Source organism: Pseudarthrobacter sp. 1C304 (assembly GCF_052245515.1).
Lineage (GTDB): Bacteria > Actinomycetota > Actinomycetes > Actinomycetales > Micrococcaceae > Arthrobacter.
Genome location: NZ_JBQQCH010000006.1, coordinates 106,655 through 121,554 on the forward strand (window position 1 = coordinate 106,655; position 14,900 = coordinate 121,554).

Annotated in this window: 13 protein-coding genes; 4 read left to right on the forward strand and 9 right to left on the reverse strand. The window is 68.6% G+C overall.

Annotated elements, in window-relative coordinates; translation table 11 throughout:
* Window positions 1–3: 3 nt before the first annotated feature.
* Window positions 4–1,137: an LOG family protein gene (locus ACTWQD_RS12840; protein WP_443196513.1), complete on the reverse strand. Its 1,134-nt coding sequence runs from the start codon at window positions 1,135–1,137 to the stop codon at window positions 4–6.
* A 9-nt stretch (window positions 1,138–1,146) separates the two neighbouring features.
* Window positions 1,147–1,641, reverse strand: coding sequence for an SRPBCC family protein (locus tag ACTWQD_RS12845; protein ID WP_443196514.1), 495 nt, complete (start codon window positions 1,639–1,641; stop codon window positions 1,147–1,149).
* A gap of 40 nt (window positions 1,642–1,681) precedes the next feature.
* Here ACTWQD_RS12845 and ACTWQD_RS12850 point away from each other — a divergent pair, with 40 nt between their 5' ends.
* Window positions 1,682–2,503 (forward strand): gamma-glutamyl-gamma-aminobutyrate hydrolase family protein, encoded by an 822-nt coding sequence (locus tag ACTWQD_RS12850; RefSeq protein ID WP_443196515.1) that lies wholly within the window; start codon window positions 1,682–1,684, stop codon window positions 2,501–2,503.
* Window positions 2,504–2,518: 15 nt separating this feature from the next.
* Here ACTWQD_RS12850 and ACTWQD_RS12855 read toward each other — a convergent pair whose 3' ends face one another.
* Window positions 2,519–4,468: a glycerophosphodiester phosphodiesterase family protein gene (locus tag ACTWQD_RS12855; protein WP_443196516.1), complete on the reverse strand. Its 1,950-nt coding sequence runs from the start codon at window positions 4,466–4,468 to the stop codon at window positions 2,519–2,521.
* Window positions 4,469–4,723: 255 nt separating this feature from the next.
* Here ACTWQD_RS12855 and ACTWQD_RS12860 point away from each other — a divergent pair, with 255 nt between their 5' ends.
* Window positions 4,724–5,476, forward strand: a complete 753-nt coding sequence (locus tag ACTWQD_RS12860; RefSeq protein WP_443196517.1) for a GntR family transcriptional regulator — start codon at window positions 4,724–4,726, stop codon at window positions 5,474–5,476.
* A 109-nt stretch (window positions 5,477–5,585) separates the two neighbouring features.
* A complete protein-coding gene (gene iolB / locus ACTWQD_RS12865; RefSeq protein WP_443196518.1) occupies window positions 5,586–6,482 on the forward strand; it encodes a 5-deoxy-glucuronate isomerase in 897 nt (298 codons plus the stop codon).
* A 130-nt stretch (window positions 6,483–6,612) separates the two neighbouring features.
* On the opposite strand, the gene ACTWQD_RS12870 is transcribed toward iolB, so the two are convergent.
* The 6 genes from ACTWQD_RS12870 to ACTWQD_RS12895 are packed head-to-tail and all read right to left on the reverse strand — an operon-like array spanning window position 6,613 to window position 12,636.
* The gene (locus ACTWQD_RS12870; protein WP_443196519.1) at window positions 6,613–7,647 is read right to left on the reverse strand and encodes a Gfo/Idh/MocA family oxidoreductase; all 1,035 of its coding nucleotides are present in this window, start codon (window positions 7,645–7,647) and stop codon (window positions 6,613–6,615) included.
* Complete coding sequence (locus ACTWQD_RS12875; RefSeq protein ID WP_443196520.1) at window positions 7,644–8,438, reverse strand: TIM barrel protein; 795 nt, start codon at window positions 8,436–8,438, stop codon at window positions 7,644–7,646. Before ACTWQD_RS12875 ends, ACTWQD_RS12870 begins: the two co-directional genes overlap by 4 nt.
* Window positions 8,438–9,568 carry a Gfo/Idh/MocA family oxidoreductase gene (locus tag ACTWQD_RS12880; protein WP_443196521.1) on the reverse strand — a complete coding sequence of 377 codons (1,131 nt, stop codon included), beginning with the start codon at window positions 9,566–9,568 and terminating at the stop codon, window positions 8,438–8,440. The genes ACTWQD_RS12875 and ACTWQD_RS12880 overlap by 1 nt, the downstream gene beginning before the upstream one ends.
* A 31-nt stretch (window positions 9,569–9,599) precedes the next feature.
* The gene (locus ACTWQD_RS12885; RefSeq protein ID WP_443196522.1) at window positions 9,600–10,517 is read right to left on the reverse strand and encodes an ATP-binding cassette domain-containing protein; all 918 of its coding nucleotides are present in this window, start codon (window positions 10,515–10,517) and stop codon (window positions 9,600–9,602) included.
* A gap of 15 nt (window positions 10,518–10,532) precedes the next feature.
* Window positions 10,533–11,588, reverse strand: coding sequence for an ABC transporter permease (locus ACTWQD_RS12890; RefSeq protein WP_443196523.1), 1,056 nt, complete (start codon window positions 11,586–11,588; stop codon window positions 10,533–10,535).
* Between the two features lie 52 nt (window positions 11,589–11,640).
* On the reverse strand, window positions 11,641–12,636 hold the full coding sequence (locus ACTWQD_RS12895; RefSeq protein ID WP_443196524.1) for a substrate-binding domain-containing protein: 996 nt from the start codon (window positions 12,634–12,636) through the stop codon (window positions 11,641–11,643).
* 298 nt (window positions 12,637–12,934) lie between these two features.
* Here ACTWQD_RS12895 and ACTWQD_RS12900 point away from each other — a divergent pair, with 298 nt between their 5' ends.
* Entirely contained in the window at window positions 12,935–14,887 is a 1,953-nt protein-coding gene (locus ACTWQD_RS12900) for a DUF222 domain-containing protein (protein ID WP_443196525.1), read from the forward strand.
* Window positions 14,888–14,900: the final 13 nt, after the last annotated feature.

A 14,900-nucleotide genomic window follows, 5' to 3' on the forward strand; every position in this document is an offset into this window, starting at 1 on the left:
CCACTACCGGTCCAGGACCGCGAGCGCTTCCTCCACCGTGTCCACCAGGAAGATCCGGCCCTCCATCTGCCGGCCCGCCGCGAGGCTCTGCAGGAGGGGCCACGCCGGGTAGCGCCGCAGCCAGTGCTCCTGGCCCACCAGCACCATCGGCGTGATGGTCTCACGGGTGCCGTAGTAGTTTTCGCAGGCGTCCTGGAAGATCTCCTGCACGGTGCCCCCGGAGCCCGGCAGGAAGACGATGCCGCCGTTGCACAGTTCCAGCAGGATGGCCTCGCGGATGGCGTTCGCGAAGTACTTGGCGATGTGCGTGGCGAAGAAGTTCGGCGGTTCGTGCCCGTAGAACCAGGTGGGGATCCCCAGCGAGGGCGTGCCCTCCGGATGGCGTTCGACGACGGCGGCGGCGGACCGTGCCCACGCCGAGACGGACGGCCGGAACCCGGGAACGGCGGCAAGGTCACCCAGCGCCCGCCTGAAGTCCGGCTCCGTGGCATCGCTCAGGTAGGCGCCGAGGTTGGCGGCCTCCATGGCGCCGGGGCCACCGCCGGTGGCCACCACCCGGCCGTCCCGGGCCAGGAGGCGCCCCAGCTGGGCGGCCTCCTCGAAAACGGCCGACCCGCGGTGCGCCGCATGCCCGCCCATGACGCCCACCATGGTCCGGCCGGCGCAGAGGTCCGAGCGGGCCAGGTCGTCGAGGGCATCGCCGATCGAGTGGTCGTGCAGCGCAGCGGCCAGTGTCGCGTCCAGGCGGTGCCGCTGGCCGGGGCGGATGCTCCACTGGTACACCCTGGCGTCCGGGGTGTCCTCGTAGCGGGTCTCGGAGATGCCCGCGTAGAGCTCCTGCGGGGTGTACAGCCGCCCGCGGTAGGGGTTGAACGGCACCGCCTCAAGCCGCGGGAAGATGAGGGCGCCGCGGCTGCGCAGCAAATCCTCCACGCCGTCGTCGAAAGTGCAGCCGAGGAAGATCCCGCCCTGCGCCTGCATCGCGGCGAGCTGCGCCGAGCGCCCGCGCAGGTCCAGCGACTGGGCATGCCAGCCCTGCATGGACCTCGCCCCGGCCGCGACCAGCGAATCGAAGCTGTCCAGGCTTTCGACCTCCAGCGTCCGGGGGCTGGGGTGCAGGCTGCGGGCAGCACACATCCGGTGCCCCTAGCGGAGCTGGTCCGGGGCGGACCCGGTGCCGGAGGCTGCTTCGGAGCTCATGTAGGCGTCCAGCTTGGCCAGCGTCTGCTCGATGTTGGCCGGGTGCCGGCGGACATAGCCGAGCAGGCGCAGGAGGATCCTTGCGGGCACGTGCCGGGCGTCCCACTGTTCGGTGACGGTGGTGCCGGGCCTGCCGGCGGCGTCGGCCGCGGGCTCCAGCACGTAGCGCCAGATATGCCCGCCGAAGTGCCGCCATGCGATCCGCCGGCCCTCCTCGAACTCGCACACCGTATTGAGGATCTTGTAGTCGAGCAGGATGTTCATCTCCATGCCGAACTTCGCCCCCAGCGACAGCCGCTCCGGGCCGCGCGGCTGGGCGCCCTTCACGGTATCCGAGCCATCAATCACGCTGTGCAGCGCGGGGGTGGCGAGCACGTCGAAGATGGCTTCCGGGGCGGCCGCGATGAAGCGGCTGCGGGACACGAGGTATCGGTTCGTCATCCGGCAATCCTAGTCCCGGCGCCTGTGTGCAAAATGAATTATGCAGACTCCGCCCCTCCCCCGCAGCAGCCGGCCGCGCATCGGCCTTCCCGTCCGCCTCAGCAGCTCGACGGGCCAGGATCCGCGGGTGGCGGAGGCCAACGAACTCTTCGACCACATCGTGGAGCTGGTGCGCGACGGCGGCGGCGAACCGGTGCTCCTTGCCTCACCGGAGGAGCCGCTGGAGGCGCTCGACGGCGTCGTCCTTCCGGGCGGCGGCGACCTGGACCCCCGGCTCTACGGCGAGGAGCCGGGGGATGCCTGCTACGACGTCAGCCCGGCGCAGGACGACCTGGACCTTGCCATCGCACGGCGGTCGATCGACGCCGGCTTGCCGGTGCTGGGCATCTGCCGGGGCCACCAGCTGCTCAACGTCCTTTACGGCGGAACCCTGATCCAGGACATGGACCCTGGCGCGGTGCCGCACCGGGAAGCGGTCCCCGTGCCCGGCGCGGGCCCGTGGGCCTGGCATGAAGTGGAGGTCCGGCGCGGCACCAAGGTGGCCGGCCTGTACGGCGGACCCGGGACCGGACAGCCGGGCCCCGGCGGCCAAGAGCACGGCGACCAAGATCACGGCGGCGGCGGCCACGGCCCCGGCGGCGTCACGGTCAAGATCGCTTCCGGCCACCACCAGGCCGTGGCGCGGGTGGCGGACGGGCTGGTGGTCACAGCGCTGGCCGAGGACGGCACCGTCGAGGCGCTGGAGGACCCGGACCGGTGGGTGGCGTCCGTGCAGTGGCACCCGGAGGCCCTGGAGCTGCCGGCCGAGGAGCGGCTGGCGCCCTTCCGGGCCTTTGTGGCCGTGTGCAGCGGCTCTCGCTGACGCACTCGGAACCGGCTATCCGGCGAGGGCCCGCGCATCGGAGGCAATGAGCGCTGCCCGCTCGGCAGGGAGACCCTTGCCGGCTGCCGCCTCTGCCGCGGCGGCAGCGTCCTCCCAGCGTTCGGCGTCGATGTACTTCAACACCTTGTCCCGGACCTTGGCATCCACGTCGGGTGCCACCACCAGGGCGAGGAGCCCGGCTGCGCTTGCCCGGACCGTGAAGGTGGCGCTGACGGTGGTCTCACCGCCGGGGCCGGTGGCCTTGGCGGTGAATGTGTGTTCGCCGAGAGTAAGGGAGTTGACGTCCACCGCTTCGCCTTCTTCCGCGGGGGCACCGTCCAGGGTGATCACAATGGTCTCGGCGTTGGTGGCTGCGGTGGCCGGGACGGCAGTGTCGCCCCGGGTGAGCGTGGCGCCGTCGAGCTTTCCGAGGAACGTCAGGGCAGGTGCCGGCGACGGCGGGGCGGACGGCAAGGCACTCTGGAAGCCGACCAGGGCCCCGGCCCGGTTGGTGATGATGCCGTCCACTCCTGCGTCGGTCATGGCCTGCCACTGCCGGGGGCTGTCCACGGTGTACGGCATGACGGCGATGCCGGCGTCGTGCAGTTCCTTGATGGCCCCGGGGCGGGCCGCGAGCGCGTTCCAGCTCGGGTTGTACGTGACGGCGCCGACCTGCTTGGCCGCCGCCACAACGTCCGCATCGAGGGCGCCGCGGAGCAAGCCCAGCCGCAGGGTGGGGGCGTAGTCGCGGGCGTACTGCAGGACGTTCGTATCGAAGCTTTGCAGGATGGTCTGGCTGAACATCCCCCGGTCGCGGATCAGGTCAATGGTGCGCTGCACCTCCTCGCGGGTCTCGGGTCCCTTGACCTCGAGGAGGAGCCCGGTTCCCTCCGTCTCCGTCTGGTCCAGGAACTCAGCGAGGGTGGGCACTTTGGCGCCGCTGTACGCCGGGGCGAACCAGGAACCGGTTTCCAGCCCGGCGATGTAATCGGCGGTGAGGACGGACACGTCGCCCGTTCCCGCCGTCACCCGGTCCACCGTGTTGTCGTGGATGACGACCGGGATGCCGTCCTTGGTGGTGTTGACGTCCATTTCAATCCAGTCCGCGCCGCTGCGGCCGCCTGACAGCAGCGCCTGCAAGGTGTTTTCCGGAATCACGGAGGACAAACCGCGGTGGGCGATCACCGCGGGCTGTTCCCCCGGCCGGACCAGCAGGGACTCCGTGTCCGGGAGTTCGGTGACCTCGATGTCGTCGTAGGACACCGTGGCACCGTTGGCCACCAATCCCAGGATGCCTGTGTCGGAGCGGACCAGGCGGTTGGTCTCCATCATTTTCTGGCCGTTGAAGTACCAGGCGGCCTTCCTGCCGTGCACCTCCACGGCAACGCGCACGTCTTGTCCGGTGCCGGCGTTTGTGGGAGCCGACGCCGTGTCGGTGACGTTCCAGCCGTTGGCAGCCGTCCGTTCGGCAAACTCCAGGCCGTTGGTGGCGGTGCTGCCTGAGCGCATGGTGGCGAGCCAGTAGGGAACCCCGCCGCCGGGCTGGATATCGAGAGCGAGCGCGGACCACCGGGCGGCATTGAGGACGTTTTCAAACCGCACGGTCGCTTCGAGACGGAAGTTGGAAAGGTGGGGTCCGAAGGTGGCACGGGAGATCTGGCCGGAACCGGTGCTGGTGCCGTACAGCCGGCCGTCCTGCACCTTCCACTCGCCCTCGACGGCGGTAAACCCCGCGGGCAGGCCGGCGCCGGAGAAGTCCTGGCTGTAGGCGGGTCGCGGCTCGGTCAGCGGCACCTCTCCGGAGGGCTGCTCCACAGGCGCTTGGGCCGAGAGTGCGCCGGGGACGGCGCCGGACGGGGCAGCATGGGACGGTGCGGCGTGGGACGGAACGGCGACGGCGGCCAGCAGGGACACGGCCAGTGGCAAGGTTAAGGGCAAGGACAGGCGGCGGCTAAGTGAGATCACGCTACCGAGGCTAGGGCCGGCGCATGGTGCCCCGGCGTCGGCAGGATGAACTGCCGGTGAATCGGAATCGACCACTACGGCGGGATTCACCGGGGCAGCCCGGCCGGGTCTCTTCCACCCGCTCGATCCGCCCTGCTACTATCAACTTAGGCAGTATGTCCTATCAAGCGAACATATGCGGACAATATTGCCGGCAAAGTACTGGCGGCCGCACCGGTTTCCGGTCCGGGGCACAAAGGGAGCGCAACAGTCGTGGTGGCACAGAAACTTACGAATCAGCTTAACCTCAACATCGACCGGTCCTCCCCCGTGCCGCTGTACCACCAGGTGGTGCAGGGCATCGAAGCCGCGATCCACGGCGGCGTGCTGCCGCCGGGCAGCCGGCTCGACAACGAGATTGACCTCGCCGCCCAGCTGAACCTGTCCCGGCCCACCATGCGCAAGGCCATGGACGAACTGGTCCGCTCGGGCCTGCTGGTGCGCAAGCGCGGGGTGGGCACGCAGGTGGTCTCCAGCCAGGTCCGGCGCCCCCTTGAACTCTCCAGCCTCTTTGACGACCTCAGCAACAACGGCAGCCGGCCCACCACCGAGGTGCTGAGCTTTTCCCATGATGAGGCCGATGCCGCCACCCGCGCGGCCCTCCAGCTTCCGGCCGGCGCCAAGGTTTACCACTTCACCCGGCTCCGGAAGGTCGGCGGGAAGCCCCTGGCCCTGATGGAGAACTGGGTCCGCGACGACATCACCGCCATCGATGAAGCGCTGCTTGCCGAGCAGGGCCTCTACGGGATCCTCCGCAACGGCGGCGTGAACTTCCGGCTCGCGTCGCAGCGGATCGGCGCCGTGATCGCCAACGACTACCAGGCCTCCATGCTGGAAACCACCCCCGGCTCCGCTCTGGTCACCATGGAGCGCACCGCCGTGGATGACACCGGACGCCAGGTGGAGACCGGCCACCACGTGTACCGGGCGGATTCCTACAGCTTCGAAATGACGCTCGTCCAAAGGTAAGCCTCCAGCGGCAGGCGCGGCGGCGGGACACTGCGCACCGCCCTGCCGCGGACCCCACACCGTCAATCCCCGCGCCGGCTTCCGGCGCGACTAAGAAAGGGCAGAACTTATGGCCAACTGGGTCTATCCGCTGGGCACCGCCGCCCACGGCCCCTGGGACGTGCCCCTGGGGACCTCCGATTCCGCGCTGGATGTCCCGGGATGGGCGCATACCGGCTTGAAGGTCGCCACGCTGGCCCCGGGGGCCGCCGTCGAGCTTCCCGCCGCGGACGAGGAGCGCATTGTGGTGCCGCTGGGCGGGTCCTTCACGGCGACGGTCGACGGCGAGAAGTACCGGCTGGCCGGCCGGGAAAGCGTCTTCAGCGGCCCCAGCGACGTGCTCTACACCGGAACCGGCAAGGCGGTGACCATCAGTTCGGCCGACGGCGGGCGCGTCGCCGTGGCCACCGCCCCGGCCCACGCCTCCTACCCGACCCGCCTGATCACGGCCGCCGAGACGCCGGTGGAACTGCGCGGCGCCGGCAACTGCTCCCGCCAGGTGCACAACTTCGGCACCCCCGCGGCACTGGAGGCGGACCGCTTTATTGTCTGCGAGGTCCTCACGCCGGCCGGCAACTGGTCCTCTTATCCTCCGCACAAGCACGACGAGGAGAAGGACGGCGAGACCAGCCTCGAGGAGATCTACTACTTCGAGACCCGGGTCTCCCCCGGCGCCCCCGCCCGGCCGGGAGCAGACGACGCGATCGGCTACCAGCGGGTTTACGCCTCGGACCAGCGCCCCATCGATGTCTCCGCGGAGGTGCGGACCGGCGACGTCGTGCTGGTGCCCTACGGCTGGCACGGGCCGGCCATGGCCGCGCCGGGCTACGACCTGTACTACCTCAACGTGATGGCAGGACCCGGCCCGGTCCGCGACTGGCTCATCAGCGACGACCCGCACCACGGCTGGATCCGCCAGACCTGGGAAGGCCAGGACATCGATCCGCGGCTGCCGTTCGGGGTCTGACGCCCGAAGCTGCACCTGCACTGAAGAACCCCGGAGCCTGTGGGCTCCGGGGTTCTGTTTATTCTTGGCTTCCCGTGCAGACGGGCGTTGCGTTGCGGGTCCTGTCAGCGGGATACGGCCTGCGGCGCTGTCAGCGGGGTACGGCCTGGACCACCCGGACCGGCACCCCGGACGCGAGGGATTCCTGCGCGGCGTCCGCCACCCGGGAGGCGGCCACGGCGTCCTCCGGGGTGCAGGGATTCTCCCGGCGGCCAAGGATCAGCTCGACGAAGGCGGCCATCTCGGAACGGTAGGCCGCCTCGAAGCGCTCGGCGAAGGTGCGGTGCGGGTCCCCGGACGGAAAGCTGACCCCTGGTTCGGCGGAAGCCAAGGCCGTCTGATCGTCCAGGCCCACCATGATCGAACGGCGCGAACCCTGGATTTCCAGCCGCACGTCGTGTCCCGCGCCGTTGTACCGGGTGGCCGAGACCGTCCCGACGGTGCCGTCGTCGAACGTCACCAGCGCGAGGGCCGTGTCCACATCACCGGCAGCGCCGATGGCGGGGTCCCCGTTGTTGGACCCCTTGGCGTAGACCTCGACGATTTCGCGGCCGGTGAGCCAGCGCAGGATGTCGAAGTCGTGGACCGAGCAGTCCCGGAACAGCCCGCCGGAGCTTGCCAGGAACTCGACCGGCGGCGGCGCCATGTCGCAGGTGACGGCGCGCAGGGAGTGGATCCAGCCCAGCTCCCCGGCCTGATAGGCGCGCCGGGCCTCCGCATACCCGGCGTCGAAACGGCGCTGGTGGCCGATCTGGACCATGCCGTTCCGGTCCCGGATGTAGTCCAGCACCGGCAGGGCGTCCGCCACGTTCAGGGCAACGGGTTTTTCGCAGAAGACCGGGACACCGGCGTCCACCCCGGCCTTGATCAGGTCCGGGTGGGTTGCGGTTCCGGTAGCGATGACCAGGCCGTCCAGCCCGGAGGCAAGGAGCGCCTCGACTGAGGGCAGGAACTCGGCGCCGAGCCCGGCGGCCACGGTCCGGGCGTGGTCTGCGGCAACGTCGGTGAGTCGGAGCCGGATATTGATGCCTTGCCGGTTCAGGGTGCCGCCCAGCGCGGCGATGTTGTTGGCGTGCATGACGCCGATGCGCCCCACGCCGACCAGTCCCAGAATGACGTCTTTCATACTTCCGCCTTCACGCGGTCCGCGGATACGGTAAACGCCGCCCGGAAGGCATCCAGGGCCGCCTGGCTGTCGCCGCTGGCCCAGGCTTCCATGCCCACTGTCCCGTCGTAGCCGGCGTCAGTGAGGGCCCTGGCAACGGCCGCGTAGTTGATCTCGCCGGTACCGGGTTCGCACCGGCCCGGCACATCCGCCACCTGGATTTCACCGAGGTACGGCAGCGCGCTCCGGACCAGCTCGATCAGGTTCCCCTCCCCCATCTGGGCGTGGTAGAGGTCCAGCATGAGCCGGGCGTTGGGGTGCCCGGCGGCCTGAACCAGCGCCAGTGTGTCCTTGGCGCGGGCCAGCGGGATACCGGGGTGGTCCAGGATGGTGTTGAGGTTCTCGAGGCAGAAGGTCACCCCGTGTTTCTCGCCAAGCCGGCCCAGCCGTTCCAGGGTGCGGGCGCCGGTGATCCACATCTGGCCGGTGGACCGGTAGATCGGGCGCGCCGCCTGGCCGTCCACGAGTTCCGCCGGGTGCACCACCATGCGGCTCACGCCGAGTTCCAGGGCGGTGGGGATCAGCAATTCCGCAGTCCGCACCACCTCGTCGGCGGTCTCGGGGTCCACCAGGCTGCCGGCGGTGTAGCCCGTCATGGAGGAAAAGGTTGCTCCCGTAGCCTTCAGGGCGGTGATGTCCTTGGTCCGCGAGTCCCAGAGCTCGACGTCGAAACCGGCGTCGTGGATCCGGCGCACCCGCTCCGTGAACGGGAGGTCGGTGAAGACCATCTCCGCGCAGACGGCGAGCCGCATCAGAGGGCTGCCGTCTCTGGCACGGCCGGTGTTTCTACTGCCCCTGTTTGTACCCTGGCGGGCGTGCCGCTCTGGACCGACTCGATGCAGGCGAGCGCCATGGCCAGCGCGCGCCGGGCATCCGCCGCGCCGGGCGTCAGTGTGTAGGGCGCGGACGACGTCGCGGCATGGTCACTGCTGCCGTCCCGCCGTGCCCGGACGACGGCGGTGAAGTCGGCGAGCTCGTCCGTGTAGGCATCGCGGAACAGTTCGACGTTCAGCCGGGGGGTGTCAGCCGACATTCCTTCGGCCGTGTAGCGCCGGGCGGCTGTTTCCGTGGCGCGCCCTGCCTGCACCATGCCCTTGGAGCCGAAGACTTCGCCGCGGATGTCGTAGCCGTAGAGTGCACTGAAGTTTGCCTCGGCCACGGCGATGGCACCGTTGCTGTAGCGGATGGTGACAACGGCGGTGTCCAGGAAGCCCTGATCGCGCAGTCCGGGTTCCACCAGCGCGTCGGCCATGGCGTAGACCTCCACCGGCTCGGCGCCTTCGTTGAACCAGTTCAGGGTGTCGAAGTCGTGGATCAGGGTTTCCAGGAAGACGGTCCAGGCCGGGACGCGGGCAGCGTGCGGGATGCTTCCCGTCCCCGGGTCCCGGGTCAACGAGCGCAGGAGCTGGGGTGTGCCGGCGGTGCCAGCCGCGAGGTCCTTCTTGGCGGCCTGGAAGTCGGCCGCGTACCGGCGGTTGAAGCCAATCTGGAAGTGCACCCCGGCCGACTCCACGGCCGCCAGGGCGGCGTCGAGTTCGTCGAGGCCCTGGCCGGCAGGCTTCTCGCAGAACACGTGCTTCCCGGCGGCAGCGGCCTGGCCGATCAGCTGCGCGTGGAAGCGTACCGGGCTGGCGATGATCACGGCGTCGATTTCCGGGTCGGCCAGGATGTCGGCCGCGTCGGCGGTCACCTTGGCCGTGCCCAAGGCGGACGCCAGCGCAGCGGCGGATTCCACATTGGGGTCCGCGATGGCCGCGAGTTCGGCGCCGGGGACCCGGCGGGCGATGCTCTCGGCGTGGAATGCACCCATCCAGCCGGAGCCGATGAGTCCGATCCTGACCGGTGCGGAGGTCTTGGCCGGGGTGTGGTTCAGATAAGCCAAAGGCTTGTCCTTTCAGGAAATGGGGCGGCAGCTACTGGTAGGTCTTGCCGGTGGTCTGGGACACGTCGGCGACTTCGCCCTTGACCTCCTTGACCACGTCGCCGTGGCCGCCGAGCTGTTCGAGTTCATGGGCGAGCTCGGCAAGTTCGGCGCCGCCGGCCATTTGGGCGGTGAGCTCGTCGAGGGTGATGTCCTTCTTGTCGTAGTAGCCGATCGATTTGCCCCGCTTGAGCAGCAGGAACCGGTCGCCGACGGGGAAGGCGTGGTGGGGGTTGTGGGTGATGAAAATGACCCCCAGTCCCCGGTCGCGGGCCTGCAGGATGTAGCGGAGCACGACGCCGGACTGCTTGACGCCGAGGGCGGCGGTGGGCTCGTCGAGGATCAGGACCTTCGCGCCGAAGTACACGGCGCGGGCGATCGCGACACACTGGCGTTCACCGCCGGAGAGCTGGCCGATGGGCTGTTCCACGTCGCGGAGGTCGATGCCCATTTGTGCGAGTTCCTTGAGCGTGATCTCCTTCATCTTCTCGACGTCCATGCTCTTGAACGGGCCGAAGCCGGACGTCAGTTCCGAGCCGAGGAAGAAGTTCCGCCAGATCGGCATCAGTGGTACGACGGCGAGGTCCTGGTAGACGGTGGCGATGCCGACGTCGAGGGCGTCCCGGGGCGAGGTGAATTTCCGTTCCTCGCCCATGACGTTGAGGGTCCCGGCGTCGTGCTGGTGCAGGCCGGCGATGATCTTGATCAGGGTGGATTTGCCGGCGCCGTTGTCGCCCAGGACGCAGGTGACGCGGCCGTTGTCCACGGCCATGGTGACATCGGAGAGGGCGATGATGTTGCCGTAGTGTTTGCCGACCCCTTCGAGGGAGAGCAGGTGGACGGGGGTGTGGGTGAGGGGGTCCGCTTCGTTCTGGAGCAGCGTTTGCTGGTCGATGTCTTTGGCGTTCATTTCTCTTCCGGCCCTTTACTTGAGTTCCGCGCGGCGCTTGACGATGAGGTTGACGATGGTGGCCAGCAGCAGCATCAGGCCGAGGAAGAACTTGAACCAGTCCGGGTTCCACTGCGCGTAGACGATGCCCTTGTTGGCCATGCCGAAGATGAACGCGCCGATAGCGCCGCCGATCGCGGAGCCGTAGCCGCCGGTCAGGAGGCAGCCGCCGATCACTGCGGCGATGATGTAGAGGAACTCGTTGCCTACGCCTTCACCGGACTGCACGGTGTCGAAGGCGAAGAGGTTGTGCATGCCCAGGATCCAGCCGCAGAAGCCGACACCCATAAAGAGCCCGATCTTGGTGGCCTTGACCGGAACACCCACGGCTCGGGCCGCGTTCGCGTCCCCGCCGACGGCGAAGATCCAGTTGCCCACGCGGGTCCGCATCAGCACCCAGGTGGCCACGGCCACCAGGGCGATCCAGATGAACACAGTGATTTTGACGTCCACGCCGGCGATGTTCACGGAAGAAGCGAACACGGCCCGCGCGGAGTCGAAGCCGTCCATGTTCGAAATCGAGGGGGAGGACACGCCGCCGCCGATCAGCCGGGTCAGGCCGAGGTTCAGGCCGGTCAGCATCAGGAAGGTGGCCAGGGTGACGATGAAGCTGGGCAGCTTGGTCTTCATCAGGATCCAGCCGTTGATGTAGCCGATGCCGAGGGAGACCAGCAGGGCCAGGGCGACGCCGACCCAGACGTTCGTGCTGAAGTACCAGCTGAACATCGACGCCGTCAGCGCGGAGCTGATCACGGCGACGCCGGTCGAGAGGTCGAACTCCCCGCCGATCATCAGCAGGGACACCCCTACCGCCATGATCCCGATCGTGGAGGAACCGTAGAGCACGGTGGCGAAGGCATTCGGCTGGGTGAAGGTCGGGGAAACCAAGGCAAAGAAGACGAACAGGACGATCGCGCCCACCAGGGCACCGATCTCGGGCCGGCCGAGCAGTTTCTGCAACGGACTGCGTTTGGCGACGCGCTCGTCGGCCGCCGCCGACCTTGTCTTTGTCTGTGTCTGGGTGATGGTCATGATGTTTCTCCTTGCTGCCGGGCCGGCTTGCGCCGGCCCGGCCAGCGGACTGTTAGCGGATGCCCTGCTGGGCGAAGGTCAGGACATCAGCCGCGTTGTCCTTGTCGATGAGCGCGGGTCCGGTGAGCACAGACTGGCCGCCGCCGATGCTGAAGCCGCCGCGCTTGTTCTGCCAGATGGCGTCCACGGCGCCGTAGCCCTGGAGCCACGGCTGCTGGTCCACGGTGAAGAGCACTGCCCCGTCAACGATCTTCTGGGCCAGATCCGCGTTCAGGTCGAAGCTGGCCACCTTGGCAGAGCTGCCGGCGTCGGTGACTGACTTGAGGAGAGTCAGGGTGATGGGGGCGCCGAGGCCGATGATGACGTCAGCATCCGTGGTGGCCTGGAGCTTGGCCGTCGCGGTGGACTGCACGGAGGTCATGTCCTTGCCGTCGACGTAGAGGATCTCTGTTGCGGGCACCTGGACCTTGACGCCGGCGCACCGCGCTTCCAGTCCGACGTGGCCCTGCTCCTGGATCACGCAGACCGGGTGCTTGTAGTTCTCGGCGGCAAGCCGGGTACCCACAGCCTCACCGGCGAGCTTTTCGTTGGAACCGAAGTGGGTGAAGGCACCAAGCTGGGCCGACACCCCTTCGCCCGCATTGAGGCTCACCACTGCGATGCCGGCGTCGGTGGCCGACTTCAGCACGTCCTTGAGGGCGTCGGGCTTGGCGAGGGTGACGGCAATGCCGTCCACTTTCTGGTCGATTGCCTGCTGGACCAGCTGGGCCTGGCGCCCGGCCTCAGGATCGGAGGTGTAGAGAAGCTCGACATTGTCCTTGGCCGCGGCTTCCTCGGCGCCCTTGCGGACGATGTCCCAGAACGTGTCCCCCGCCGCCGCGTGGGTGATCAGCGCGATTTTGATCCGCTCCGTGGAGGCGACCTGGCCGCCGCCTGCCGCGTTGCCTGAATCTGCGGGCTTGCCGCCGGTGCTGGAACACGCGCTCAGGGCCAGCATGGGTACCACGGCCGCTACGAGAGCCGTCTTCCGCCACGAGAACTTGGTCACGATCAATCTCCTTTGATTCCGGGCCACGCCGACCGCTTCGTTGCGTCAGTCCGTGAGCCATCTACAACTGATCATGGTGACTTAGCTCACTCATGTCAATAGTTTGTCCTGACATTAGGATGTAGTTACTAAATAATGCGCTTCGTTCCGTAAGAGAGCGGGGCCGAAGGGCGCGTTCTGGATGCATGCTGTTCCGAAATCGACGACGGCGGCAAGGGCGGCGGTGCCGGGGGCGGCCAGCCGACGGCGGCGGTGCCCGGGCCGCTTAAATGTCAGTGCCTCGCGGGACGATGTGGGTATGGAAAACAAGGTGGTTTTCAGTGCGGAGGTTCGGGAGGCAGCGAAGGCTTTGGCCGCATCCGCTGCGGCGCTGGCTGCCTCGATGGGCGCGGGTGCATCCGTTTTGCCTGAGGATGGCCGCTCTGAGGGTGATTCTCCTCAGGATGGTTCTGGGCTGTTGGAGGGTGGGGATCCGTTGCGGGATCTGGCGGACGCGTGCCTGGACCGGTTGGCCGATCTCTCGCGGATGGAGGCGCAGGGCGCGGCGTTGAAAGCCCTGGTCGCCGGGGAGTATCTGGAGGCTTCCGAGGCGTTGGCGGCGCCCGAGGCGTCCAGCACCGCGCAGGAGATGGCGGAGGTCGCCGAGGTCGCGGGTGTCCTGACCGTCTCCGAGCGGTCGGCCGGGGCGTTTCTGGGTGAGTGTGTGGCGTTGACCGCGCGGCTGCCGCTGACTTTGGCGGCGTTGGGCGCCGGGACACTCTCGTGGCAGCACGCACGGGTCATGGTGGACGAGACGGCGAATCTGGACGCCGCGGGGGCGGCGGCGCTGGAGGCGCATTTCCTTGACCCGGCCGCACCGGACCCGGCCAGGGGGTGCCCGGCCGGGGAACTGGTCCCGGGACGGTTCCGGGCCAAGGCCCGCACGTGGCGCGAACGCCACCACCCGGTGAGCATCGAAACCCGCCACAGAAAGTGCGCGGCGGACCGGCGGGTCGAGTTCGTTCCGGACAACGACGGGATGGCCTGGTTCAACGCGTACCTTCCGGCGGAGACCGCGGCAGGGATCTGGAACCGGACCACCGCCGGGGCGAGGGCGTTGCAGGGCCCGGAGGAGTCCCGGACCCTGACCCAGCTCCGCGCCGACATCGCCGCCACCCTCCTCCTCAACGGCAACACCGGCAACAACACCGCCGGCAGCGGCGACAGCGCAGATTTAGGGACGGCCGGCGGCACGCACAATGCTGCCGGCGGGGACGTTTTGAGCGGCGTCATTGTGGACGGGCCGGGCAGGGGTGCAGCTGAGCGCGGGACGGCTGGCAGCGGGCATCTTGATGGCCGGGATTGGAATACTGGCGTGCCGGTGCCGGTGCCGCGGGCGCAGGTCCTGGTCACTGTCCCGGTGATGTCGCTCCTGGGGGTGACGGAGGAACCGGCGATGCTGGATGGGTACGGGCCGATCCCGCCGTCCATGGCCCGCCGCCTGGTCGCCGGCGGCGCGGATTCGTTCCACCGGGTCCTGGTCGACCCGCGGGACGGGGCGCCGCTGGAGATCGGCCGGACCAGCTACCGGGTCACCAAGGCCCTGCGGCAATGGTTGCGGCTTCGGGATGCTAAATGCTCCTTCCCGGCCTGTAACAACGCCTCGCTCGACAACGATGCGGACCATCTGTTGGCTTGGGCTGATGGCGGGACCACCGGGATTACTAACCTTGGCCAGCCGTGCCGGAAACACCACCGCCTCAAACACACCACAGCCTGGACACCGGCCGGAGCCACCAAGGAGAGCCCGCCCGGCTGGACCTCACCGACCGGACGGACCTACCCCAGCGAACACCAGGACTGGGAACCACCAATCTGGCCGGACAGCATCCCGCTCACCGGCAGAAGCCGGGATCCCGGCACGCCCCTGGACCGGGGCTGGCGCCCGGACCCCGGCACGCCCCCGGACCCTGGCTGGCAGCCGGACCCTGGCGCGGACTGGGATCAGTTCGAGACTGGCTTCCCTGGCGACGACCCTGGCGAACTGTCTGATCCGGGACCATCACTCAACACCGGATGGGGCGCCGACATGGAGCCGCCTCCAGACCCGTTCGCGGAATGGTATCTGTTCGCCGCCGGCCAGGACGCCGAACTGGAACTCCCACCTGACCCCGGCCCGGAACCAGGACAGGAACTACCCGCAGACCCGTTCCCGGACTGGTTCGAGTTCGCCATCCGGCGCCTGGGCCAGGAGTCTGAAATGGTCGTGTAGGACTCCGCCGGCA

What these genes read in the sequence shown, in the direction of transcription:
- ACTWQD_RS12850 (WP_443196515.1), top strand. Translation starts at nt 1,682, where the DNA reads ATGCAGACTCCGCCCCTCCCCCGCAGCAGCCGGCCGCGCATCGGCCTT.
- ACTWQD_RS12840 (WP_443196513.1), bottom strand. Translation starts at nt 1,137, where the DNA reads ATGTGTGCTGCCCGCAGCCTGCACCCCAGCCCCCGGACGCTGGAGGTC.
- ACTWQD_RS12900 (WP_443196525.1), top strand. Translation starts at nt 12,935, where the DNA reads ATGGAAAACAAGGTGGTTTTCAGTGCGGAGGTTCGGGAGGCAGCGAAG.
- ACTWQD_RS12890 (WP_443196523.1), bottom strand. Translation starts at nt 11,588, where the DNA reads ATGACCATCACCCAGACACAGACAAAGACAAGGTCGGCGGCGGCCGAC.
- iolB (WP_443196518.1), top strand. Translation starts at nt 5,586, where the DNA reads ATGGCCAACTGGGTCTATCCGCTGGGCACCGCCGCCCACGGCCCCTGG.
- ACTWQD_RS12870 (WP_443196519.1), bottom strand. Translation starts at nt 7,647, where the DNA reads ATGAAAGACGTCATTCTGGGACTGGTCGGCGTGGGGCGCATCGGCGTC.
- ACTWQD_RS12875 (WP_443196520.1), bottom strand. Translation starts at nt 8,438, where the DNA reads ATGCGGCTCGCCGTCTGCGCGGAGATGGTCTTCACCGACCTCCCGTTC.
- ACTWQD_RS12845 (WP_443196514.1), bottom strand. Translation starts at nt 1,641, where the DNA reads ATGACGAACCGATACCTCGTGTCCCGCAGCCGCTTCATCGCGGCCGCC.
- ACTWQD_RS12885 (WP_443196522.1), bottom strand. Translation starts at nt 10,517, where the DNA reads ATGAACGCCAAAGACATCGACCAGCAAACGCTGCTCCAGAACGAAGCG.